The sequence below is a fragment of the Humibacter ginsenosidimutans genome (genome assembly GCF_007859675.1).
Taxonomy (GTDB): domain Bacteria; phylum Actinomycetota; class Actinomycetes; order Actinomycetales; family Microbacteriaceae; genus Humibacter; species Humibacter ginsenosidimutans.
The window spans coordinates 3852730-3877486 of record NZ_CP042305.1 but is presented as its reverse complement, the minus strand read 5'-3'; the positions used below and the strand labels follow the sequence as shown (position 1 = coordinate 3877486).

The 24757-nt window shown below is 67.1% G+C and carries 14 protein-coding genes and 1 tRNA gene; 4 read left to right on the top strand and 11 right to left on the bottom strand.

The features are described 5' to 3' along the window. Nucleotide 1 precedes the first annotated feature (1 nt). Together FPZ11_RS17735 and FPZ11_RS17730 are read left to right on the top strand one after the other, a co-directional pair. Entirely contained in the window at nt 2-2350 is a 2349-nt protein-coding gene (locus FPZ11_RS17735) for a transglycosylase domain-containing protein (protein WP_146322351.1), read from the top strand. 94 nt (nt 2351-2444) lie between these two features. Next, nucleotides 2445-2518 (top strand) — tRNA-Pro (locus tag FPZ11_RS17730). 826 nt (nt 2519-3344) lie between these two features. Here the strand turns inward: FPZ11_RS17730 and FPZ11_RS17725 are convergent. From FPZ11_RS17725 to FPZ11_RS17690, 8 genes are all read right to left on the bottom strand, one after another. Then, on the bottom strand, nt 3345-5831 hold the full coding sequence (locus tag FPZ11_RS17725; protein ID WP_168203904.1) for a LuxR C-terminal-related transcriptional regulator: 2487 nt from the start codon (nt 5829-5831) through the stop codon (nt 3345-3347). 528 nt (nt 5832-6359) lie between these two features. After that, nucleotides 6360-12875, bottom strand: a complete 6516-nt coding sequence (locus FPZ11_RS17720) for a CLIPPER-2 domain-containing protein (protein WP_168203903.1) — start codon at nt 12873-12875, stop codon at nt 6360-6362. Between the two features lie 55 nt (nt 12876-12930). After that, nucleotides 12931-13287, bottom strand: coding sequence for a hypothetical protein (locus tag FPZ11_RS17715; protein ID WP_146322348.1), 357 nt, complete (start codon nt 13285-13287; stop codon nt 12931-12933). 161 nt (nt 13288-13448) lie between these two features. After that, the gene (locus FPZ11_RS17710) at nt 13449-14948 is read right to left on the bottom strand and encodes an NAD-dependent succinate-semialdehyde dehydrogenase (protein WP_146322983.1); all 1500 of its coding nucleotides are present in this window, start codon (nt 14946-14948) and stop codon (nt 13449-13451) included. Between the two features lie 19 nt (nt 14949-14967). Further along, the gene (locus FPZ11_RS17705) at nt 14968-15888 is read right to left on the bottom strand and encodes a carbohydrate ABC transporter permease (RefSeq protein WP_146322347.1); all 921 of its coding nucleotides are present in this window, start codon (nt 15886-15888) and stop codon (nt 14968-14970) included. Then, complete coding sequence (locus tag FPZ11_RS17700) at nt 15885-16736, bottom strand: carbohydrate ABC transporter permease (RefSeq protein ID WP_246846378.1); 852 nt, start codon at nt 16734-16736, stop codon at nt 15885-15887. The genes FPZ11_RS17705 and FPZ11_RS17700 overlap by 4 nt, the downstream gene beginning before the upstream one ends. Nucleotides 16737-16953: 217 nt before the next feature. Further along, the gene (locus FPZ11_RS17695; protein ID WP_146322345.1) at nt 16954-18267 is read right to left on the bottom strand and encodes an ABC transporter substrate-binding protein; all 1314 of its coding nucleotides are present in this window, start codon (nt 18265-18267) and stop codon (nt 16954-16956) included. A gap of 40 nt (nt 18268-18307) precedes the next feature. Then, on the bottom strand, nt 18308-19258 hold the full coding sequence (locus FPZ11_RS17690; protein ID WP_146322344.1) for an aldo/keto reductase: 951 nt from the start codon (nt 19256-19258) through the stop codon (nt 18308-18310). Between the two features lie 156 nt (nt 19259-19414). Here FPZ11_RS17690 and FPZ11_RS17685 point away from each other — a divergent pair, with 156 nt between their 5' ends. After that, a complete protein-coding gene (locus tag FPZ11_RS17685) occupies nt 19415-20431 on the top strand; it encodes a LacI family DNA-binding transcriptional regulator (RefSeq protein ID WP_168203902.1) in 1017 nt (338 codons plus the stop codon). Nucleotides 20432-20499: 68 nt separating this feature from the next. Here FPZ11_RS17685 and FPZ11_RS17680 read toward each other — a convergent pair whose 3' ends face one another. Next, nucleotides 20500-21582: a YeiH family protein gene (locus FPZ11_RS17680; RefSeq protein WP_246846376.1), complete on the bottom strand. Its 1083-nt coding sequence runs from the start codon at nt 21580-21582 to the stop codon at nt 20500-20502. An 88-nt stretch (nt 21583-21670) separates the two neighbouring features. Between FPZ11_RS17680 and FPZ11_RS17675 the strand changes: the two genes are divergently transcribed. Continuing rightward, on the top strand, nt 21671-22660 hold the full coding sequence (locus FPZ11_RS17675; RefSeq protein ID WP_146322341.1) for a LysR family transcriptional regulator: 990 nt from the start codon (nt 21671-21673) through the stop codon (nt 22658-22660). A 196-nt stretch (nt 22661-22856) separates the two neighbouring features. On the opposite strand, the gene FPZ11_RS17670 is transcribed toward FPZ11_RS17675, so the two are convergent. After that, on the bottom strand, nt 22857-23909 hold the full coding sequence (locus tag FPZ11_RS17670) for an LLM class flavin-dependent oxidoreductase (RefSeq protein WP_367889407.1): 1053 nt from the start codon (nt 23907-23909) through the stop codon (nt 22857-22859). Between the two features lie 118 nt (nt 23910-24027). Then, nucleotides 24028-24708 (bottom strand): thymidine kinase, encoded by a 681-nt coding sequence (locus tag FPZ11_RS17665; protein ID WP_146322340.1) that lies wholly within the window; start codon nt 24706-24708, stop codon nt 24028-24030. Nucleotides 24709-24757: the final 49 nt, after the last annotated feature.

Sequence of the window (24757 nt, the reverse complement as noted above, 5' to 3'; positions counted from 1 at the left end):
GATGACGACTTCACCGATCAAGGCATTGGGAGCTTTCGCAGGCTTCGTCGCGATGAGCGCGATCGCCGCTGTGCTCGTGGTCAGCGCGGTCACGCCGGCGCTGGCCGTCACCTCACTCGCCGTGAGCAACACGGCGGGAGCGTTCGACGGGCTGCCGGACTACCTCGCTCCGCAACCGCTCGACCAGACGACCACTTTCTATGCGAAACAGGGGTCAGCCGAGGTCGCGATCGCGACGTTCTATGCACAGAACCGCGAAGACGTCGCGTGGGATGCCATCTCGCAGTCCGTGAAAGACGCCGCGGTCGCCACCGAAGACCCCCGCTTCTACAGTGAAGGCGGCATCGACCTCATGGGCACCGTGCGCGGCGCGCTCTCGACCGCGTCCGACAACGGGGTGCAGGGCGGCTCGTCGATCACTCAGCAGTATGTGAAGAACATCCTGGTGCAGCGCTGCGAGCAAGATGACGCCGTCGACCCGACCGCCGCCGCCGACGTGCAGCAGAAGCAGCAGGACAAATTCGAGGCCTGTTATCGAGACGCCACCGGCGTGACCATTCAGCGCAAGGTGCAGGAGATCCGGTACGCGATCGGGCTCGACAAGCGGTACAGCAAGAACGACATCCTGCTGAGCTACCTCAACATCGTCGGCTTCGGCGGCCAGGTGTACGGCGTCGAGGCCGCAGCAGAGTACTACTTCGACATGACCGCCGCGAAGTTGACCTTGCCGCAGGCCGCGACACTCGTCGCCATCCTGAACAACCCGAACTACCTGCGCATCGACGACCAGTCGATCAAGCCCGACGACAACGCCCTCGACAACACCGCGAAGAACGGATACGCGGCGGCGAAGGAACGCCGTGACTACGTGCTCGAGAGGATGCTCGTCAATCACAAGATCTCGAAGCCCGAGTACACGGCGGCGGTCGCCACGAAGGTCGAACCGCACATCACGCCGAAGCCGTCGGGGTGCACGAGCGCCGTCAAGTACGACGCCGGCTTCTTCTGCGACTACGTGCAGCGCACGCTGCTGCAGAATCCGGCGTTCGGCAAGACGGCGGAAGAGCGCCAGTCGCTCTTCCAGCACGGTGGGCTCAAGGTCTACACCACGCTCAACCTCGGCCTGCAGAACACGGCGCAATCGGCACTCAGCAGCTACATTCCGCCCACATACGGCGGGCTCGATCTGGGCGGTGCGAACGTCTCGATGGAGGTCGGTACGGGACGCATCGTCACCATGGTCGAGAACAAACAGTTCAACGACACAGACTCCGCGCCCGTGGGGACCACCTCGCTGAACTACACGACCGACTACGCCTACGGCGGGTCGAACGGGTTCCAGACCGGGTCGTCATTCAAGGCCTTCGACCTCGTCGCCTGGCTCGAATCGGGCCACCACCTGTACGACACGATCAACGCGAACGTGCACTCGTTCCCGGAGTCCCAGTTCGCCACCTGCGGCGACGGTTTCGGCAACGTCACCTGGAACGTCGCCAACGACGAGTCGTCGGAGGGCGGCTACATGTCGGTGCTGCAGGCGACCGAGGCATCCGTCAACACCGCCTTCGCCATGATGGCCACCAAGCTCAACCTCTGCGACATCTCGAAGGCCGCGACGTCGCTGGGCGCACACTCCGCCAACCCGGCGCCGGCGCCCGACGGCAACCCATGGACCATCAACCCCCCGATGGTGATCGGCACCAACTACATCGCCCCGCTGTCGATGGCCCAGGCGTACGCCGGGATCGCGAACGGCGGCGTCTCGTGCACGCCCGTCGCGATCGACTCAGCGGTGGACTCCGACGGCAAGGCGCTGCCGGTCCCGAAGACGCAGTGCACGCAGGCGATCCCGAAGAACGTGGCCGCGACGGTGACCTGGGCGCTGGAACACGTGCTGACCGACGGCACGGCCACCGGCGCGAATCCGTGGGACGGCGAGCCGATCATGGGCAAGACCGGCACCACCGACTACGCACACGAGAACTGGCTCGTGACGTCGACGCCGAAGGTCGCTCAGGCCACGTGGGTGGGCCTCATCTCGGGGTCCACCGACATGCACTACGTGTACTTCAAGGGCATCCAGGGCAACAACGTCAAGTTCAACATCGTGAAGACGATCCAGACCGCGCTCGATCAGACATATCGGGGCGGCGCCTTCCCTGCGCCCGACCAGAAGCTGATCGGCTCGTACTCGCCGCCGGTCGCTCCGAAGACCACGACCCCGTCGAAGGGCCAGAACGGCAACGGCGGAACGAGCACGGGCACGGCGACGAACGGCAACAGCACGCCGGGCAAGAACAACGGTCCTGGTGGAACGGGTGCGAACCCGCCGACCCAGGGCAACCGCTGACGCGTGAACATCGGCGACGGGATGCTCGCGGACGCCCCGTGGTCTTTCGCCGCCTCGTCAACGTGTATTCTTAGTGAGGCCTTTCGGGGCCAATCGGGGTGTGGCGCAGCTTGGTAGCGCGCTTCGTTCGGGACGAAGAGGCCGCAGGTTCAAATCCTGTCACCCCGACGTCGTATGCAAGAAGGGCTCGGTCGAGGACCGGGCCCTTCTTGCATACAGCTCGCACATGACAGGCGGGCCCCGCCCTGAGGGTCCCCAGGCGCGGCGGCGTTCGGGAGTGGTGTGGCTCACCCCGACTTGTATGCACGCGTGACGCGGGGGCCGGCGTGAGCAAGCCCCGGCAGAGCAGCTTCGCCGATTCGGGCGCACCACTCGAGGAAGCGGTCGGTGAATCGGCCACGGTCAGCCGCCGGGGTGCGCGGGCATCGCTTCGCGCCTCACGATCCTGCACCCAGAAGGGGAGCCTCAGGCCGCGTCTTCCGAATCGCAGACGGGTCCGACAGGACCCTGGTAGTCGTGATCTCGACCATGGGTACAGGTGCATTGCACGCGGATCTCGGAGCCGAGTCGCTCGCTGAAGAAGATCTCGCAGTGCGAGCTTCCCCTTCCCCGCTGGCGCTGGCCGAACTGTCTGGCGGGCGGTGCCGCCGACTTGCCCTCGACCATGATCTTTGACCTTCCTCAAGGTGAATCATCGGACGCGTGACGGGATGCCCCGGCCGGCTCCGGGAGTTGATTGGGGCCTCCCGAGGCCGGCCGGGCCGAGCGGCAGAAGGGGGTGGAGCCGCCCGGGGAGCACATTGTTGTTCCGAAACCATCACAGCGCCAACCGCATGCGCGCGCACGATCTGGGAGCCGCATTCACCCGCCGCTTCACCCCTGATCGCGCCGTCGCGGCCGTCGCGTAGGCACGGCGTCGGCGTGCCAGTGCAACACTGCGGACACGATCCCCGGTCGCTCGGCGTCGTGTCGACGCTTTGCCCCACGCGTCCTGTCAGCGATGCAGGCAATCGTCGAGGAGCCCACGGCGCCGACCGGCGCGCACCGCGTCTTCCCTGCTGGAGACCTCGAGCTTGCGGTAGATGCTCTTCACCTGTGTCTTCACCGTGTTGACGGAGACGTACAACCGCCCTGCGATGTCGGGGATGCTGTCGCCGCCGGCAAGGTGGGAAAGCACGACACGTTCGCGATCCGACAGGTATTCACCCGGCGATGTGGCGGCGAACGGATCCCGTCTGGGCGCGAGATCCTCCGGCGCGCCGACGGCGGCGAGCAATGCGACGACCTCGGAGCGGGCGATCTTCGACAGTGGGGAGGCGAGACCGTTCTCGTGCATGATCGCGAGGGCGCGCTCGAATTGCTCTCGGGCATCCACATCATGATGCAGGCGGCTGTGGGCGGCAGCGGAAAGCACGAGCAGCTCCGAATAGAGTCGTGGCTCGGCACCGACGGACTGCTCGATGGCGCCAAGGGTCTGCACCGCCTTCTCCGGCTGCTGACGCGAAAGCTCGAATCGCGCCCGCGTGAGTTCCAGCTCCGGCCCCGCCGGTCCGGCCTCGATGTGTCGCAGCGCGGTGGCGAACGCCCCGGACGCGATGGCCAAGTCGGCGCGGATGGCGGTCAACCTGCTTGCAGACCGTGCGCTGAGAGTGCGACCGCGGTGCCGGTCGATGCCGATCGCGAGCTCATCAGCGCCCAGTGCGGCATGCCCGTCGACGAGCCGAGCGAGTCCGCGCGCCCAGAGCATCGTCGGCCAGTGCTCCGACAGCGGCAGGTCGGATTCGGTGCGCCGGCACTCCTCGACGGCAGCCACCCCGTCGCCCGTCTCCAACGCTTGGACCGCTCGTGCGACGTGCCAGCCGGCGGACGGAATCGACGTCCGCCACGCCTCAGTCCCGCTCTCACCCATCGAGTCGATGCTCCTGCGCGAGTCATGCATCAGGCCGAGCACGGCCTGGGCGCCGGCTCGCAGGGCCATGGCGTGCTGCACGCGTCCCGGATGCGCATCGTTGACGAGACGATCGCTGTGAGCCAACGCCGTTCGCATGCGACCGCTCAGCTCGTCGACGATGACGATCTGCACCAGCGCGGCATTCGTCATCGACTCCGCGTCGCGACGCACGGATGCCGGCAACGTCGAGAGCTGCTCGATCAGCTGCGCACCGGCATCCGACGCTTCCACGTAACGCCGCGCCGCCCGAAGCCCGGCGAATCGAGCGACGTCGAGCAGGAGCCGACCGGGCGAGCCGGTATCGGCCTTCGCCTCCGCGATACGAGCGAGTCCGATGCGCACCAGATGAAGCAGCCGGTCGGAGAGCTTCGTCTCGCGCTCGCTGAGCATGATGGCCAGGACGATCGCGAGTGTGCCGCTGCGCGTGAAGCGCTCGTCGGGGAGCGCTTCGAGGATGCGGATGACCTCCTCACCACGGTGGATGGACAGTTCTGAGTACTGCCGGGCGAAGTACGGCCAGACGCGGTCGTCTTCGTTCGCGTCGACGAGCAGACGGATGACGTCCACCGGATCGCCGTGCGCCGCCAGGTGACGAACGGCGGTCAGGCGCGCGGTGTGCACGGCATCCGGTGGGAGCACCTCGGTCGCACGTTCCACGAGCGCTTTGGCGACAAGCGCATGGAAGGAGAAGACGGGATGGCGCACCGATCCTCTGCTCACACCGACGCCATCGCGCAGAAAGCGGGCAAGGGTGTTCTCGACGTTCGGATCTCCGGTGAGCTCACGGGCCAGTGCCACATCGACCTCCGGTATGAGGGCGATGCGGAGGGCGGCCTCCAGTTCGTTCTGGTCGTGGAACACCGGCATGAGGTTCTGCGCTGCGATGGCACCCAGTTCGTTGACCAGCCTGCGACGTGCGGCCACAGTGGTCGGCCGCGACCTGCTCGCACCGAGCGCGGACAGCGCGATGCGCGCGGCCAGCACGTTGCCGTGCGTCACCTCGTGCAGCTCGCGCACCTCTCGATCGGTGAAACCGTGCGACAGCCCATGAGCCAGCTCGCTCAGCTCGGACCGAGTGAACGCCATGTCGTCCGAGTCGATCACGCTCACGCCGAGGCGCGCAGCGGTCACCGGTTCCTCGAGCAACGTCGGAACACGTGTGGTGACGACCAACTGCAGGCCCGGCGCATGGTCGAGCACCCAGACGAGGTCTTCCTGTGCGCTGCGGTCGAGAAGGTGCAGATCGTCGATGACCAGCCTGGCCCGGGTGGATGCCAGTGCCAGCTCCTCCACGAGCAGTGCGGGCACGTGAGAAGGGCCCGCCGCGCCGGCAAGGTACGTGTGCAGCGGCGACCCGTCGCGCTGTTCGACCTGCGCGCTGACCGCCTGCACGACGGCATGCAGGAACGAGGCTCGTGACCGGATGCTCTCGTCGACGCTCAGCCACAGCTGTGACACGTCGTCGCCTGCCGCCTGCTCGAACCAGCTGGCGACGAGCGAGGTCTTGCCCGCGCCGCCCTCGGCCCGCACGACCGTGTGGTGCGCGGAGTTCAGACGATTCAGCAGTTGCGTGCGCGAAACGATCGAGTTCCTCGTCGACGGCGGAAGCGCGCGAGAGAGCGCACGACCATGACTTTCCGACACATTTCCCCCAGTGAGTGCCCTATCGAGCGTGCTGCGCTCAGACGTCGGTGCGACCGAAGAGTCTCGATCGCGACGCTGCCCGAGCGCGATGGCGCCGCTCTCCCGACAGCACGGGCCTCCCTGGCACGCACCGCCTGTTTTCACCCCACCGACCGATCGAGCGCCCTATGGATGGACCACGCCGAGCTCGGAGTTCATTCAATCGTTTCACGAGATGAACTGCCCGGGTAGACCGCCCTCTTTTCACCCGGCGATTCACCCGTGCTCACGCGATGCAGGCAGGGCCGCCACCGATCGCCGGGCCACGTGCTGCGGCCGGATCGCGGCCCGAAGCCCGGGCATGGTCACGAGCGGATGGGCCCGCCGGCGCTTCACAGCGCGCGGCGGGCCCACCCCATCATTCGAGGTCCGGCGTCACGCCCTTCTGCGCCTGCGCCTCGCTGCCAGGGCCAGCCAGAGGCCGAGTACCAGCAACGCCGCTCCTCCTGCGATCCATGGCGCCAGATCGGATCCCGTGCCTGCCAGCGCAGGGTCGGCAAGAGAGCGCACGTCGAACTTCACCACCGACTCGTGCGAGGTGAACCTCACGCCTGCGGGGGTCGTGCCCGAGGCCGTCGCACGGTTCTCGATCGAGCCGGCAGCGGCATCCGCTCTCGTCACGGTGTAGGGCGATGCCGCGACAGTTCGGCTGTCGCCCGGCGCGAGGTCGCCGATCGTCGGCACACCGGTGACCATCGGGTCGTTGACCACGACATCGTGCAGCGTGACGTTGCCCGTGTTCGTGACGACGAATGAGTAGGCGATGGTCTCGCCGGGGTTCGCCACACCGTCTGCGTTGGCGTCGGACAGCTTGCCGGTCTTGATGATGCTCAGTCCCGGAACCGCAGGCAGCGTCAGCGTGGCCGTTGCGTCCTCGCTCAGCGCGTCGCCTCGCGCGGGTGTCCCGGTCGCCGTCGCCGTGTTGGACAGGCTGCCGCTGTCGACATCGGCCTGCGTCAGGATGTACTCGGCGGTCGCCACCACCGACTCCCCTGGCGCGAGCACCCCTTTGTCGCCAGGCCAGTCGCCGAAGGCCGGGATCGACACTTCCTGCAGCTGGTCATCGATGGCGATGTCGCTCACGCTGACGTTGCCCGTGTTCGTGATCGTGAACGTGAACTCCGCGCTCTGGCCGGCCTCTGGACGATCCGCGGACGCCAGCTCTCCCGTCTTCGTGAACGACAATGCGGGCGCCGCGGGGAGCTCGATCGTGACATCCGCGTCATCGGTGCTGATCGCACCGCCCCGCACAGGATGGCCGGTGACGGCCGCCTCGTTGTAGACGCTGCCTTCGTCGAGATCAGCCTGGGTCAGCGTGTACTCGGCAGTGGCCGTCACGGACTCGCCGGGCGCCAGCGCGCCGACTGCCGACGGCCATGAGCCGTAGCTGAGCTGGCCGAGACCGATCATGTCGTCGGAGATCGCGACGCCGTTCTCCGTCACGTTGCCGGTGTTCGTCACCGTGAACGTGTAGGTGACGATGTCTCCCGCCTTCGCCGACGACGGATGCGCGGGATCGGCCGCCTTGGTGAGAGCGAGTGCCGGCGCGGCAGGCAGCTCGATGTCCACGCTGTCGCCGCCCGTCACCGGTCCGCCGCGCGCTCCGGTCGCGGAGGCCGTCGCCTGGTTGTCCACGTCTCCGGTGTCGAGGTCGGCTTGGGTCAGCGTGTAGTGCGCGGTGGCGGTCACGTGCTGTCCAGGCGCGAGAACGCCCGCGGCCGCCGGCCACGCGCCGTAGGCGATCGCCGAAAGGCCGGGGAGTGCATCCACGATCGAGACCGCGTCATCGGTGACGTTGCCGGAGTTCGTCACGTCGAACGTGTAGGTGATCGTGTCACCAGCCTTGGGCGTGCCCGACGTGTCGAGCTCTCCGTGCTTGCTCAGCGTGACACTGGGTGCGGCGGCCAGCGGCGTGGTCACGGCATCGGAGGCCTCCGCGGGCACATCGTGGGTCGTCTCGCCGTCCACCGCGGCGGAGTTCGTGATGCTGCCGCGGTCGAGATCGTCCTGGGTGAGCGCATATGTCGCTGTCGCAGTCACCGACTGGCCGGGGTCGAGGTCGCCGACCGCACCCGGCCATGCACCATATGTCACCGTCGAGAGACCCTGCATCGCATCGTGGAGCGCAATGCCCGTCAGTGACACGTTGCCGCCGTTCGTGATCACGAACGAGTAGTCGACGATGTCACCGGCCTTCGGAGCCCCTGCGCTCTGGAGCGTGGCGGTCTTCTTCAGCGTGAGCGCCACGTTCGGCGCCAGCGTCACCGTCGCAACGGCGGTGCCGCTGACGACTGCTCCGCCTGGTGCGGTGGCCGTCACCAGGGCACTGTTGTCGACCTTTCCCGCATTGACGTCGGCCAGCGTCGCCGTATATGTCGCTGTCGCGCCGACCGATTGGCCTGGCTCGAGCGTCCCCGGCTTGCCGGGCCAGCTCCCGTACGAGATCGAGGACAGCCCTGGCAGGAGATCCGCCACCTGCACTCCGGTCAGCGTGACGTTGCCGTCGTTCGTCGCGGTGAAGGCATAGGTGATGCCCGATCCCGCGCCGACCGTTGACGGATCGTCGAGCGCTCCCGTCTTCGTGAGCGAGATGGACGGGCTCGACGGCAGCATCACCGTCGCCTGGTCCTTGGCGCTCAGCGTGGCGCCGGCTGGATCCGTCGCCGTCGTGGTCGCCGTGTTGACGATGCTTCCGGCGTCCACGTCCGCCTGGGTCAGCGTGTAGGAGGCCGTGGCGGTCACGCTCTGACCCGCGCCGAGGTCGCCTTCCCTGTCCGGCCACGTGTCGAACGTCACAGCGGACAGCCCCGGCATCGGGTCGGTGATCGCAATGCCGTGCGCCGTGACATTGCCGGTGTTCCGCACCGTGAACCCGTAGTCGATGACGTCGCCCGCCTTGGGAGACGCGCCTCCCGTCTTCAGGTCCGCCGTCTTCGTCAGTGCGATCGCCGGATCAGCGACCAGCGCGACTGTCGCGGTTGCGGCTGCGGACACCTGCGCGTCCTCCGTGGAGGTCCCGGCAGCGGTCGCCGTGTTCCCGAGCGTTCCCGCATCGATATCCGCCTGCGTCACTGTATAGCTGGCATGACCGGTGATGCTCTCGCCGACCGCCAGATATCCGGGCAGCGTCGGCCAGGAGTCGATCTTCACGGCGGAGAGACCGCTCATCGCGTCGGTGATCGCGACGTTCGAAAGCACGCCACCGCCGGAGTTCGTTGCGACGAAGGTGTATGTCGCCACGTCGCCCGGCTTGGGGTCGGTCGGATCGGGCAGCGACACCGTCTTCGTCAGCGCAATGCGATCGACTGCGTCGGTGTCGGTGGCAGAACCCTTCAGCGTCGTGCCGTCGAACGCCGGATCGGCGACGGCGGCGTTCGCCGTGTTCGCCACGGTGTTCGGCGCGGAGTCCGCGACCAGCACCGTGACCGTCATGGATGCCGTGCCCGAAGCGGGAAGCGACGGCACGGTCCAGGAGACAGCACCTCCTGCGAGGTTCCCACCCGCGGACGCCGAGACGAACTGCAGACCGGCAGGGAGGGCGTCCGTCACCGTCACATTCGACAGTGCCTCGGTGGTCAGCGGATTGCGCACCGTGATCGTGTAGGTGGTCTTCGAGCCGACGACGAGCGAGGCGAGCCCGTCGGACTTGGTGACGATCAGTGCGGTCGCCGCAGGATCGGCGTGCACCGCGATGGCGGCGTCGTTGTTGCTCATCTTCGGGTCGTAATAGGGGCCCGTGATCGTGGCCTTCACGCTGAAGTCGGCCGCGGTTGCGATGCCCCGCAGGTTCAGCTGCACGGTGTCGCCGTCCGTGATCTCGGCCGACGGAACGCAGGTGAGCGACGCCGGTCCGGCGACGGGTGCGTCATCTGCCGCCGTGCAGCTCCAGCCGGCGGGTGCGAGATCGGTGACGGTGAGCCCCGCCGGTACCTCCACGGTGACGCTCGCCGGAGCGGACGCCGAGCGGCCGGCGTTGCCGAAGACGAAGGGCAGCGTGACAGGACGACCGATCTGTGCCTGCACGGAGGCCGGACCGCCGGCCGAGAGATCTGCCTCCACGGTGGTGGCGCAGACCGCGGGCGGCTCGGAGCTCAAAGTCTGAGACGTGCGCACCGCGATCGAGTTGCAGGCCCGGGCATCCGCTGCCGCACCGCTGCCGACTGCCGCCGTGTAGTTGAACATCACCGAGGCGCCGGGCGCGAGGCTGGAGCCGTATTGCGCGCGAATCGCTCTCGCCCCAAGGGCCGCTGCCGTCCAGTCGCCAGTCGTCGTCCCACTGAACACCTGGGGCCGTGGCGGATTCGTCGACGAGGAATAGTCGAGGGAGAGTCCGTTGCTGGACTGGTCGATCGACACCAATGACTCATTGAACGTCGACCCACGTGGCGCGGAAGCCGTGCCATCGCTCGTGCCCGTGTCACCTATGTACGGCAGAACGTCATACGCGACGAGGCCGCTGAGCGTCGTGTTTCCGGAGTTGGTGATGACCACTCGATACTTGATGGCGGATGCGACGGTCGAGACCGGAACCGGATGCTCGGCATCGCCCACCCAATCGCAGCCGTCAGCCTGAGCGGGATCGGGTTGGCAGATCTGTTTCACGACCGTGGTGGCGGCCACCCCGGAGACCACGACGCTCTGCGTCGCGCTGGCGAACCACTCAGCGGTGGACCCGTCGCCGTCGACGTCGGGGGTGTCCTGTTGCGGAACAAGGAACGTCGCCGTCGTGCTGGTCCAGACGGTGTTGCGCACGTCGCCGATCCACGCCGAGGCGACGCTCGTGGTGCCTGCTGAGACGGCGTAGGTCGGCGTGGCGACAACGGTCATCGATGGCAGCGTCGCGTTCTCGCCGAAGGTCACGCCGTCGGGCCAGGACGCCACGACGACGTCGCGCGGTGAGCCGCTGATGGTCACCGTGCGGTAATCGAACTTCACGCCGTCCGGAACCGTCGCCGTGAACGCGGCGGAGTTCTTGGTGACCGTCCATCCGACGGGCGCGATGAACACGTACTGCGGAGCGAAGTCCGAAGTGCCACCGAAACTCGACGTGGCTCCGGCCATCGTGAAGGTCACGTTCCGGCCGGGTACGGCCTGCCCCCCGCCGTCGACGACGGGCGCGACCGGGAATGAGGCGGCGATGCGCGGCACCACGTTGCTCTTCGGCAGGGCGATGAGGTTCGCGCTTCTGCTCGCTGTGCCGTTGAGCGTGTCGAGACCCGGGTAGTCGGGATAGCTGATCGACGCCGACGCCGTGTTCGTCCGCACACCGGTCGCGGTGCCCGGCTGCACCGTGAAATAGAAGTCTGCCGAGAAGCCCGTGCCGTTGCCTGTGTCCGCGGGCCGGATATTTCCGGGAGCGACCTGACCGCTGGTGACGGTCGCCGCCGTGAAGCGGCAGCCCGTGGTGTCGGAGACCAGGCTCGACAGCAGCAGGTTCGTCGACTGTGCCGTCGCCGTGATGGGGGCGTCGTCGTTGCACTGGTAGGTGTATGCGATCGTGGGCGTCGGAGTGGTGGCCGTCGTCGTGATGCGATTGACCGGCATCCCCGGCTGATCAAGGTCGTTGTCGGTGAGTGTGACGACACCGGGCACGTTGCCCGCGTTGGCGCCCGTGACGATCCAGTACTTCGTCGAGGGACCGAATGCCGCAAGGGGCTGCCCCGGCGTGCAGGCGCGCCCCCAGTCGTCGAATCCGCTGGAAGGGCATGTCATGCCGTCGGTCACCGGAGGCACGTCGATGAGTCGCGTAGCCGAGTGGCTGTCGTCGTTGCTGACGTCCTTCGCCTGGGTGAGGCGCCCGAACGGTGAGTAGCAGGAAACCGGGTTGGTGACGCTGGCGTCGGCGGACTTCGAGGTGCGGTCGTCGTCGAGATAGGTCACGTCGACGTGCGCCGCCACCGACACGTTCGCGTCGAAGTTGCAGCCGGATGCATCGGCCGCGGGGAACGCGGTGGCAGGGTACGAGACCGTCACGTGCCGGGGCGCGTAGCACGGCCCGGTGATGTTCCAATTGTTCTGGGGGGCGACGGTCGAACCCCAGCCTCCGGCCGCGCACTGGGTCGGGGCGGCGACGGTTCCCTGCGTCCACGTCACGGTGTTCGCGGCGGGGTCGTACACGCCGCTGTAGTCGGAGCTCACATAGGTGGCCTCGGGCGGCAAGGTGACGATCACCGTGGTGTTCCCGGCCGCCTGATATTGGGCGCGGCCGAAGATGTTTCCGCCGCTCAGCCCCATCGAGCCGTCGTTCATGCGCACCTCGTAGGTGACCTGGGTGTCCGGCTTCACGGTGCCGGGATTCGTCACGACGATCGACGGACCCGACGGCAGCTGCGTGTGCCAGGTGACGGCCGCCGCATCCGCCGTCACCGGCGCGGTCGCGCTCGACGAGCTGATCGTCGCGGTCTCCGTGAGCTTGAATCCGTCGGGATAGAGCGAGCCTGGCGACACCGCGCGATTGATGTTCGTCGGGAACGCGTAGACGATGAGGAACGACCCGGACGAACCGGCGGCGAGCGAACCCAGTGAGACGGTCTTGCCCGTCGTGTCGTCACCCGAGATGGTGCCGCCGCCGGAAGGCGCGGTCCACGTGCTGTAGCGCAGCAGGCCCGGAGCCGTCGCACCGCTGAGCGCGATGCCCCAGGGGTTCGCAGGCGGAGCCGACAACGTCACTGTCGCGTTGTCGCAGGTGGCGACAGCGCATGAGTAGTTCACACGATACGAGACCGTGTTGTTGTTGGAGCCGTACTGAGCGGTCGTCTGGGGGTCACCGGTGAGCGAGTCCACCGGCGAGATCGTCACGTTCACCACGCCAGAGCCTGCGGCCGAGGCGGCTGTCGCATCGACCAGCGTCAGCGCCAGCGCCACGGCGAGCACGGCGCCGAGCCCGCTCATCCATCTCTTCCATCGCGACGGCGCGAGAACGCCGCTGTGTCGGGTGCGCAGCATGTCAGGATCCCTTCGGTGCCGACGAGACGGCGAGTTGCACGGTGAAATGGTCGGAGTTCTGGGGGTTCACGATGCGTACCAGCGCGTCGTAGCGTCGATCTCCTTCGGAGACGGTGCAGTGCGCGCGCGTGCCGTCCGCACGGCTCACGGGCTCGGCGCCGCAGTCCACGCGCACGTTGACGCCCACTCGCGCATGAATCCTGTCGGCCACGACGCTCGAGAGGTGCCGAGCTGTGACCGTGCCGGACTCGCTGCATCCCGTCAGCAGCGAGAGCACCGCCACGGCGAGCGTCGCGCCGGCGATCGAGACTGCTCGACGTCGTCCTCTGACACGCGCGTGCGCAAGCCTCTGGCCCACGTCTCCCCCAAACCGCCCGGAAGCAGCGAAGGAGGAATCCGACGCTCGGGCGGGACCATCCAATCGGCAGAACGGCCTTGGGACCGACGGTTGTGAGGGTCTTTCACCCCACGGTTCACCCGGCTGTCACAGTGAGAATGCTCGGGCGCGGCCTGCGGAGTTCAGGCGTTGCGGGAATGGATGCCGTCGGCCGACGACGGGCGCCGAGGGCTCTCGGGAACGCGCTCCTCTGCGATTCCCTGCGTGACCAGCTTCTTGACCGTGTATTCCTCGACGGCCTCAGGGCCGCCCTCCGATCCGAACCCGGACTTCTTGCGTCCGCCGAAGAACGTGTCACGTGCTCCGACGCCGAATCGGTTGATCGTCACCATGCCGACATCGAGCAGGCGCGGCAGTCGGAGCGCACGATCGGCCGACCCCGTGAAGACATAAGCCGCGAGGCCGAACTCGACGTCGTTCGCGCGGGCGACCACGTCATCCTCGTCGTCGAACGGCGTGGTGACCGCGATCGGCCCGAACGGTTCCACGCGCATGAGGTCCGCGTCATCGGTGACGCCTGCCACGAGCGTGGGGCGCCAGTAATAGCCGACGCTGTCATCGCCCGTCCCGCCCGCGGCCACGGTCGCGCCCTTCGAGACGGCGTCGTCGATCAGCGGTTGCATCGCCTCGAAGCGCTTCGCGCTCGCCAATGGCCCCATCTCGGTCTGCGGATCGAGGCCGCTTCCGACGCGCACCGCGTCGAGCGCCGCGGCATAGCGCCGCACGAACTCGTCGTGGATCGAGCGGTGCACGAAGAAGCGGATCGGGGAACCGCACGACTGCCCGGTGTTGTGCAGCTTGCTGCCGACGGCATCCGGGATGAGTCGGTCAAGGTCGGCGTCGTCGAAGACGATCACGGGCGCGTGGCCGCCGAGCTCGAGCATGATCGGCTTGACCTCGTCGGCAGCGGCCAGGGCGAGCTGACGGCCGACGGCCAGTGACCCTGTGAAGGACACCTTGCGGATGAGAGGCGAGGAGATCAGCGCCGACGAGATCGCAACAGGGTCTCCGAAGACCATGTTCAGCACGCCGGCCGGAAGACCGGCTTCATCGAGTGCGCGCGCGAGGGCGACCGCGCTCGCGGGGGTCTCCTCCGCCGGCTTGATCACGACCGTGCAACCGGCGGCGAGCGCCGCGGCCACCTTGCGCCCAGGCACCGTCAAGGGATAGTTCCACGTCGTGAACGCGGCGACCGGGCCGACCGGCTCCTCGATGACGGTGGTGCTGCCATCGGCGAGCGCCGTCGGCAGCACGTGCCCGTACCTGCGCGGCGCCTCCGTCGCCAGGGAGTCGATGATGTCGGCCGTGTAGTCGACCTCGTCGAGCGAGTCGCGCAGCGGTTTGCCCATCTCGAGAGTCATCGCATGCGCGATCTCTTCCTTGCGTCTCCTCAGGCCCGCGGCCGCGTTCATCAGGATCCTCGCCCGCTCGTGCGGCGAGCTCAGGCTCCACGGAACGAAGGCGCGGGCGGCGGCCTCGGCGGCGGCACGCACGTCACCCTCTGTCGCGACGGCCACCCGGCCGATCGTCTGCCTGGTGGCCGGGTCCTCGACCGCGAGCTGCGTGCGCTCCCCCGCGGTGATCCAGCGGCCGTCGATGTAGAGGGATGAATCGGGATACATGGTCACGCTCGTTCCTTGTTCAGAGCTTCACGCCGCCGGAGAGCAGATCGATCTTCCAGAACCTCTGCAGGGACAGGAAGATGATCGCCAACGGCACGATCGACAACAACACGCCGGCGATGACCAGCGAGTACTGGTTGGGCTGACCGCCCGTCGGCATGATCATGCCGTACATGCCCAGAGTGAGCGGGTACAGCTCGTTGTTCGAGAGCATCACGAACGGCAGCAGGAAGTTGTTCCACACTGCGATGAACTGGATGAGGAACACCGTGATCAGGGCGGGGAACATGAGACGAAGCCCGACCGAGTGGAAGATGCGCCACTCGCTGGCGCCGTCGATGCGCGCAGCCTCGACGATCTCGTCGGGCACGGATGCCTCGGCATAGATCTTGCAGAGGTAGATCGCGAAGGGGCTCACCAGCTGCGGGAGCAGCACGCTCCAGTACGTGTTGGTCAGCCCTACCTGTGCGAGAAGAAGATATTGCGGCACAGCCAGAAGCACGGGCGGAAGCAGCACGGCGGCCACGATCGTGCGGAAGATCGTCTTGCTTCCCCAGAACGTGTACTTGCCCAGTGCGTATCCGGCGGCGCCTGCGATCAACGTCGAGACGAGCCCGCCGCCCACGGCGTAGATCACCGTGTTCAGCGCCCAGCGCAGCCAGATGCCGTTGTCGTACGTGAGGATGCCTGCGAGGTTGTCCCAGAAGGAGCCGCTGAACGAAGGCAGCAGGGGCGGCGTGGAGAACAGCTCGCCGTTCGACTTGGTCGAGGCGATGAGAATCCACAGCACAGGGAGCACGCAGTAGAGCGAGCCGACGATGAGGATGATCGTCGGCACGAGTCCGGGAGCACGTCGCGCTTGTTCGCGGCCGCCACGGGCATCCTTGCCGATCGAGGCGCGCGCGGCGCGCCCTCGTCCGTCGATGGTCGCCTGGGTCATCGGGCACTCCTCTTGCTGATGCGGTTGCCGATCACGTTCACGAGCACCGTGGCGGCGACCGTCATGACCAGGAGGGTGAAAGCGCTCGCCGCGCCGCCGTAGATGTTGTTGTTGACGAACGCGTCGGAGTAGACGCGCATGAGGGGCACCCAGGTCGAGCTGATGGCGTTGGTGAGGGGTTTGAGCGTCGTCGGCTCGTTGAAGAGCTGCAGCGCACCGATCACACTGAACAGGGCCACCATCGAGAGCGCGGGCGCGATCATCGGGAGCTTGATGCGCAACGCGATCTGCAGCTCGCTCGCTCCGTCGATCTGGGCGGCGTCGAAGATCTCCTTCGGGATGGCCCTGACGGCGGTGAAGAGCACGACCATGTTGAATCCGATGACTCCCCAGGTCGCCACGTTGGCGACAGCGAAGAAGATGCCCGTGTTGCCGAAGTAGTCGATGAACTGACCGCCGATGGGGCTGGTCGCAGGAAGGTAGAGGAATCCCCAGAGCAGCGACGCGATCACGCCGGGGACCGCGTAGGGAAGGAAGATCGCCAGTCGCCAGATGCCGGTGAGCCGCGCCCTGTTCGCGTCGAGGCAGAGTGCGAAGAGGGTCGCGAAGAAGAGTGTGGCAGGCACGCCGATCACGGCGATGATGAGCATGCGTCCGAGGCTGTCCCAGAATTCCGGATCGGCCAGAGTGTCGACGTAGTTCTCGAATCCCGCGAACACCTGGGCGGTCGATGTGCCCAGCAGGCCGCCGGTGACCTGAACCTTGAGCACGCTGAGCACGAAGGCGTACACGGCGGGCGCGAAGGTGAAGAGCACGAGGAGCAGCACCGCCGGCGCAACGAGCAGCACGGGCAGCACGCTGCCGTGTCGGCGCCGTCGAGGCGGGGCAACCGCGACAGGCTTCACAGTCTCGGATCTGAGCGTCGTCATTGTCGTACCTCGGGTCGTAACGGAATCGGCGCCGCCATTGTCGTCGGCGCCGCGCGAGAAGGGCGACGTTCCGCCGACCTGCCGCCGGCGGAACGGGGTGCGACGCCGCAATGGCACGGCGTCGCACCCCGTCACCTCACTTGACCTTGTATCCGGTCTTCTTCATGTCGCTCACGGTGTCTGTCTGCACGGTCTTCAGCGCGTCGACGAACGACGTGTGGTTCTGCACGGCCTTGCCGAAGGCATCCGAGTAGCTGTTGAACGTGATGTTGGCGTTCGGTCCCCAGATGTCGAATCCGCGAACGTTCGAGGCCAGCTGCTTCATCAGCGTGTTGTAGTCGGGCTGGTTCTTCATGAACGGCGGAGGCGTCTGCAGGGCGGGCAGCGACTGGTACTTCTGAGCGGCCGGGAACACCTGCACGTTCTTGATGAGCAGGTTGATGCCCTCCTTGGTGTTGTTCATCCAGTTCGCGAACTTCGCCGCCTCTGCCGGATGCTTCGAGTTGGCGGTCACCGCCTCGACCTCACCGCCCCAGGTGCCGATGGTCTGATCGCCGGCCGTCCAGGCCGGAACCGGAGCCGCCACCCAATCGCCCGCCGTGTCGGGGGCGATGGTCGGCAGCTGGTTCGGCGCCCACTGGCCGGAGACCCATCCGAGGATGTTGCCGCTGTTCATGTCGGTGTTCCACTGCGTCGACCAGCTCGGCCCCGGCGCGATCACGCCTTGGTCGAGCAGGTTCTGCCAGTAGGAGGCGACCTTCTGCGTCGCGGCGTCATCGATGTTCACCGACCAGGTGTCGCCGCTGGTCGTCCACCAGTTCGCGCCGGCCTGCTGGGCGAGCCCTGCGAACCACTCGGGGCTCGAGGCGTCGAAGTTCATCAGGTACTGCTTCGGGTTCGCCTTGTGCACGATCGCGGCATCCTTGGCGAACTCGTCCCAGGTCGCCGGCGGGGTCGTGATGCCGTCCTTCGCGAGAAGGTCCTTGCGATAGAAGAACACCAGCGGGCACACGTTCTGCGGCACACCGTACGTCTTGCCCTCGAACTGCACCTGCGACAGCGTCGACTTGCTGAAGTTCGACAGGTTCGTGACGTACTTGTCAATCGGCACGACCACCTTGTTCGAGACCATCATCGGCAGCGCCTGGTATTCGACCTCGGTCAGGTCGGGATTGGTTCCCGCGGAATTGTCGGTGATCAGCTTGTTGTAGAGCGTGTAGCCGGTGCCAGAAGGCTTGATCAGCTTGACCTGGATCTTGGGGTTCTCCTTGTTCCAGGTGTTCACCAACGTCTGCATGCCGTTGTCCCAGTTGGTGAATGTCAGGTGCACGACGCCGCCTGATGAGGCGGAATCCGTACTGTTGTTACCCGAGCTGCAGCCGGTCAGAGCCGCAGCCGCCACGGTGACCGCCGCGACGGCGCCCAGAAGGGACCGCGTTCTACGAGTCATCGTCATCTCCTTTGATAGTTGCCGGTATGGGGCGGAACGTTCAGTTGAGCCAGGTGGCCCGATCCGGAGCCAGCTCATCGAGCCGGCTCCACACGTCGTCGGGAATCGGGAGCGAGGCCAGTTCGAGCAATCCGTCGAGCTGGCCTGGCGTCAGGGCGCCGACGATCGTCGAGTGGATGCTCGGGTTGCGCAGGCTGAATTGCAGGGCGGCGGCAGCGAGCGGAATTCCGCGTTCCTGCAGAAGTGCCCCCATCGCCTGCGCTGCTTCGCGAACCGTCGCGGATGCTCGCTGGTAGCCGTACATGTCGAACGCGAGCGGGAAGACGGAGAGGATTCCTCCCCCCATCGGGGCGGCGTTGAGGACACCGAGTCCCAGGTCGTTCGCGTGCTCGATGAGTCCGGCCGCGGAGCGGTCGACGAGCGTGTACCTGCTGTGCGTGATGAGCGCGTCGAAGAGTCCGGTGTCGACGAAGCGCGTCAGCATGTCGACGGGCGCGCCGGAGATCCCGATGTGATCGACGAGCCCTTCGTCTTTGAAGGCGACGAGCTGCTCGACGGGCCCGCCCTTCGACATCGCGAAGTCGTATGTCGTGTTCTCGGGATCGTGAAGGAACAGAAGCGGAAGGCGGTCCATGCCCAGCCGTTCGAGGCTCTGCTCGAGCGATCGGCGCATCCGCGCTGCGGAGAAGTCGTTGGTGACGGGGTCCCGATCGAGCTTGGTCTGCAGAACGGTGCCCTCAGGAAGCCGACCACCGAGCATCGAGATCACCTTGCCGATGCGCGTCTCGCTGTCGCCGTAGTTGTTGGATGTGTCCAGATAGTTGAGTGGACCCTCGGCGAACCGCATACCGGTGGCGATCGAGTCCGCTTCGGGAGACCGGCCGACGGCCCACCCCGCGGTGCCGAGGCAGAGCCGCGACACGCGCAACCCGGTACGCCCCAACTCGACACGCTCGGCTTCGTGCCGCACATCGGCCAGCTGATCTGTCATCGATCCTCATTCCATGTAAAACGATTAACAGTTTGAGGATGCGGAGAGCGTCTGTCAACCATCTTTTTTCGTATGGCGCGAACTGTAAATCGGATAACATGTCAGCGACCAGGGTCGAGCAAGCAGCGAACCTGCGATCGGAGGAGGACGGATTCGATGAATGAATCGCGTGGAGCCGTCCGCGTCATCGACGTCGCTCGTGCGGCCGGGGTGTCGACTGCCACCGTTTCGAACGTCATCAACAAACCTGATCGCGTCGGCGCACGCACGCGTCGCAAAGTGGAGCGGGCGATCGACGACCTCGGCTTCGTCCCCAATCGTGCCGCACAGCAGTTGCGCATCGGGGTGAGCAGCTCAGTGGGGCTGATCGTTCCCGACGTGTCGTACCCGTTCTTCACCGACCTCGCCAGGGGTGCTGAGGCCGAGGCCGCCGAGCGCGGCCTCTCCGTCTTTCTCGGCAACAGCGACATCAACCACGGCAAAGAGGTCGGCCTGGTGCGGTCATTCCTGCAGCAGCGGGTTCGCGGGCTTCTCGTGGCGCCCATCACCGATCCACGAGCCGTTCTCGACATCGCCGAACACGCCGAGGTTCCGTTCGTTCTCGTCGACACCCCTTCGCTGATCGACGCCAACGTCTCGTCCGTCGCCTCCGACGGTTTCGCAGGAGGGCGCATCGCCGTGCGACACCTTCGGGAACGCGGAAGCACCCGACTCGCGTTCATCGGATGGGACGGCGATCCCGCTCAGGTCCTCGAACGCTGGAACGGCGCCCAGCGCGAAGCTCAGGAGACGCCGGGCATGGCGCTGCGCCGCATCCCTCCCGAGGGACGCGGCCTTCCAGCGGGGGTCAACATCGGCCGTGCGATCCTCGCGATGCCGCCGTCCGAACGACCGGACGGCCTCATCGCCCCCAACGACGCCCTTGCCGTCGGTGTCGTCAATGCGCTCGTCGCTGGTGCCGGAACGGAGGTGTTCCGCGACATCCGCGTCGTCGGATACGACGATCTGGAGATCGCCTCGAACGCGGTGGTTCCGATCACCTCGATCCGTCAGTCGAGCGAGCTGATCGGCCGCTCGGCGATCAGTCTGCTCGAGGAGCTCGTCAGCACGAGCGAGCCCGTGCATCGTCGGATCGTCTACGAGCCGACGCTCGTGGTGCGTTCCACCACCTGAAGCGCGAAGCCGAAGACGAACGAGGCCGGCGGACGTGCGCCCCGCCTGGTCGTCGGACCCGCCCTGCGCTAGAGCTGCCCACCCTGGGTCGCCCATTGGAGGGCGAGGCTCGCGACGCTGACGGTGATCCAGAGCAGCGCGCCGAGCAGCAGGGGTCGGGCGCCGGCACGGCGCAGCGCCGCGATGTCGGTGGAGAGACCGATGGCCGACAGAGCCGTGGCGATGAGGAAGATCGAGACCGAGTTGAGCGCCGGATGGATCGCGGCGGGGATGACACCCGTCGAGTTGATGAGGGCCATCACGACGAAGCCGACGAGGAACCACGGGATCAGCCGCAGCACGCGCCACGGCGACAGGCGGACGGGCGCGGGTCCGTGCGCGGACTCCTCCGCGGTCTCGACCAGCCGGCGTGCCTTGCCGCCGCGGCCGACCAGAGCGGCGAGGACGATGCTGATGGGGATGATCATCAGCGTACGCACGAGCTTGACCACGACCGCGTAATTCGCCGCAGCGGATCCGTAGGTGGAGGCGGCAGCGACGACGGACGACGTGTCGTTCACCGCGGTGCCCGCGAACAGTCCGAACGCGTGCTGCGTCATTCCGAGCGCGTGGCCGACGAGCGGGAAGACGATCACTGCGGTGATGTTGAACAAGAAGATCGTGGACACGGCGTAGGCGACATCCGCACTGACTGCGCCGATCACCGGGGCGACCGCGGCGATCGCGGATGCTCCGCAGATGCCCGTTCCGACCCCGATCAGCGTGCGCACGTCGCCGATCACGCCGAGCATCCTTCCGAACAGCCATGCCGCGGCAAGGCAGATCACGAGGGTTCCCAGCATCACGGGAAGCGACTCGAGACCGACGTGGGCGACCTCCCCGATCGAGAGCTGGGTACCGAGAATGACGACGGAGAGCTGAAGCACGAACTTGCTCGCGAAGGCGATGCCGGGCTTCAGTCTCACTGCCGGTTTGAGCAGGATGCCGATGATCACGCCGAGCACGATGCCCGGCACTGCGCTGCCGACCAGCGGCACGAACCGACCGATGACCGTCGAGATGACAGCGAGCGCGAGCGCGAGCGCGAGACCGGGGATGATGCGCAGGGCGCGAACGCCGCGGGAGGGCTGAGCTGCAGGCGCGGATGACACGTGGACAACTCTGCAGGAATGGAGATGTCCCGGGAATTCGGGGAGACTTGTGGGGTACAAAGCCGATTTGTAGGACGTCAGGAGTGTCGTGTCCGTCTCTTCCGATCTCGATGCGCTGCGCATTCTGCGAACCGTCGTGGAACTCGGGAGCATGGCCAGGGCTGCTCGAATGCTCGGCCGGTCGCAGCAGGCGATATCGGCGCGGATGCGCACCCTCGAGGCGACTGCCGGCATTCGGTTGCTGGTGCGTGGCATTCACGGAACGGTCCCGACGGAGGCCGGTTCGCTGGTTCTGGCCTGGTCTGCCGAGCTGCTGGAGGCCGCCGATCGCATGGAGGCCGGGGTACGGTCTCTCTCGGCGACCACTGCCACCCGACTGCGCCTTGTGGCGAGCCAGACGATCGCTGAGAGTCTTCTGCCCGGATGGCTGACGAGGCTGCGTCGCGTGGAGGAGTCGGCGGGCATGCTGCCGACCATCGTGGACTTCCGCGTGGCCAACAGCGCGGAAGGCACCGCCCTCGTTCGTGACGGGCGGTACGAGTTGGGTTTGATCGAGACACCACGGCTGCCCGCAGACGTCGTCACCCAGCCCCTCGGCGACGACGAGCTGGTGATGGTCGCCGCTCCCCGGCATCCCTGGGTGTTCCGATCCGACCCCGTCACCCTGGCGGAGGCTGCGGAAACGCCGCTCGTGATGCGCGAACCCGGCAGCGGCACCCGCGACGCGTTCGCGGATGTCCTGGCCGCCGCCGACCCACCGTTGAGCGCGCGGGCGGAAGTCGAGTTGGGCAGCACGGCCGCGGTGCGCTCCGCCATCGCCGACGGCGTCGCGCCCGGCGTGCTCAGCCGGCTCGCCGTGCGCGATGACCTCGTGCTCGGCCGCCTGCTCATGGTCGTGCTCGACGCCCCGCCGCTGTTGCGGCCGCTCACCGCGATCCATCGCGCCCATCACAGGCTCAGCGACGGCGCCCGACGACTCATCGAGGTTGCGCGCGACGATCTCAGCCAGACGTCTCCGGCCCAGCGCCGACATCCGAACGACCATCAGAATGTTCGTGACGGATCTTCGCGTCACTGACCTGAACGGTCCCCACACGAACGTGCGACTTCACGACGCCGAAGGTGCGGGAATTCCTCGAGCAGAGCGTGAACTCGCACTTTCGGGAGCAGAGACAGGCACTTCTCCGAGCGGGAAGCCGCACTCTCGGGAGAAGGAAGTCGCACCCTCGGGAAAAGGAAGCGGCACTCTCGGCGGGGACCAGCAGCTCCGCCGACTACGCGAACAGTTGCGCGGTGAGCTCGAGGGAGCGGGCGCGGGCATCCGCCTCTGCCGCGCCGGAGGCGAGCATGAGCTCGTCGGCGCAGGTGGACGCCAGCAGGGATGCGAGGCGGTCGCGCACGACGTCGGGGGTGCCGAACGCCTGCCGGGCGGTGCGCTGGGCGATGAAGTCGAGCTCGAGCCTGCTGAACTCGTAGGCGACGGCATCCTCGACCGTCACGGGCTCCGGCTTGAGGCCCCGCCGCATCTGCAGGAACGAGATCATCGCGGGCAGCGACTGGCGGTGCACCTCGTCGGGGTCGTCGGCGGCGAGCACCGTGACCGCGATCATCGCGTGCGGCGCCTCGAGCGCGGCGCTCGGCTGGAACTTCTCGCGATAGAGCGCGAGCGCCTCTTCCGTGTGCTCACCCGCGAAGTGATGCGCGAACGCGAACGGCAGTCCGAGGGCGGCCGCCACCTGAGCGCTGTATCCGCTGGAACCGAGCAGCCACACCCGCGGCTCGTCGCCGAGCCCGGGCACGGCGCGCAGACCGGCCATCGGGTCGTTCGGGCCGAAGCCGCCGCTGAAGAAGCCGAGCAGGTCGAGAAGCTGCTGGGGAAAGTCTTCGGCGCCGAGAGCATCCGTGCTGCGACGAAGGGCGGACGCCGTCGCCGGGTCGGTGCCAGGCGCGCGGCCGATGCCGAGGTCGATCCGGTCTCCGTAGAGGGCACGCAGGGTGCCGAACTGCTCGGCGACGACGAGCGGCGCGTGGTTCGGCAGCATCACTCCCCCGCTGCCGACACGGATGCGCTCTGTGCGGGCCGCGATGCCCGCGATCAGCACGGCGGGCGCGCTCGAGGCGACAGCGGGCATCCCGTGATGCTCGGCGACCCAGAAGCGATGGAAGCCGAGCGACTCGGCGACCTGGGCGAGGCGGATGCTGCCGGCGACGGCATCCGCGTTGCTCGCGCCGGCCTCGCGGGTGGCGAGGTCGAGCACGTTGAGGGGCACCTTGCGCAGTTCGGTCACCTCACGTTCAACGCTGAGCGGCCGCGTGGATTCCCGCACGGCGCACCTCATGCAGCGTGGCCCCGGATGCCCTGTTCGGCTGTCCCTTCGTGTCGCCTCCGCTCAGGAAAGCGACCTCAAGGGACAGCCGAGCAACAAGACGGTGCTTGAGAGCGGGTCAGGTGAAGTCGGGATCGGGTTCGCTCGCGTATGCGGCCGCAGAGCTGCCGAGCGGCCAGTGCCGGCGTCCGTTGTTGAGCACCCCGCCGCTCTCCTGCAGGTAGCACGCGCCGCACAGCGACTCGTAGACGACGTCGTCACCGTCTTCGATGGCCACCTGGTCCCCGTCGAAGACGAACACCCCGTTGATGGTGCGCGCGTTGAAGATGGCCTTGCGTCCGCAGCGGCAGATGGTCTTCAGCTCTTCGAGGCTGTGCGCCACCTCGAGCAGCCGTCTGCTGCCGGGGAACGCGACCGTCTGGAAGTCGGTGCGGATGCCGTAGGCCAGCACCGGGATGTCCTCCAGAATCGCGATGCGCAGCAGGTCGTCGACCTGGGCCTCGCTGAGAAACTGCGCCTCGTCGACGAGCAGGCAGCTGACATCGCGCTCGTATCGGGAGACGGTGCGCTCGCGCTGCACCTGGAACCGGTGGTAGAGATCCGCGTCGGGCGCGATCGTGAAGTCGACGACCCGCTTCACGCCGAGCCTGGAGAGGATGGCCGCCTCGCCCTTGGTGTCGATCGCCGGCTTGGCAAGCAGCACACGGTGGCCGCGCTCCTCGTAGTTGTATGCGGCCTGCAGCAACGCCGTGCTCTTGCCGCTGTTCATCGCCCCGAACCGGAAGTACAGTTTCGCCACGGTGACATCGTAGAGGGACCGCTGTCGAGAGGGTGCCCTTCGACCTGCT

Bases quoted from the DNA above. Each gene is read 5' to 3' on its own strand.
- FPZ11_RS17735 (WP_146322351.1), top strand. From the start codon at position 2: ATGACGACTTCACCGATCAAGGCATTGGGAGCTTTCGCAGGCTTCGTC.
- FPZ11_RS17720 (WP_168203903.1), bottom strand. From the start codon at position 12,875: ATGAGCGGGCTCGGCGCCGTGCTCGCCGTGGCGCTGGCGCTGACGCTG.
- FPZ11_RS17710 (WP_146322983.1), bottom strand. From the start codon at position 14,948: ATGTATCCCGATTCATCCCTCTACATCGACGGCCGCTGGATCACCGCG.
- FPZ11_RS17705 (WP_146322347.1), bottom strand. From the start codon at position 15,888: ATGACCCAGGCGACCATCGACGGACGAGGGCGCGCCGCGCGCGCCTCG.
- FPZ11_RS17695 (WP_146322345.1), bottom strand. From the start codon at position 18,267: ATGACTCGTAGAACGCGGTCCCTTCTGGGCGCCGTCGCGGCGGTCACC.
- FPZ11_RS17690 (WP_146322344.1), bottom strand. From the start codon at position 19,258: ATGACAGATCAGCTGGCCGATGTGCGGCACGAAGCCGAGCGTGTCGAG.
- FPZ11_RS17685 (WP_168203902.1), top strand. From the start codon at position 19,415: ATGAATGAATCGCGTGGAGCCGTCCGCGTCATCGACGTCGCTCGTGCG.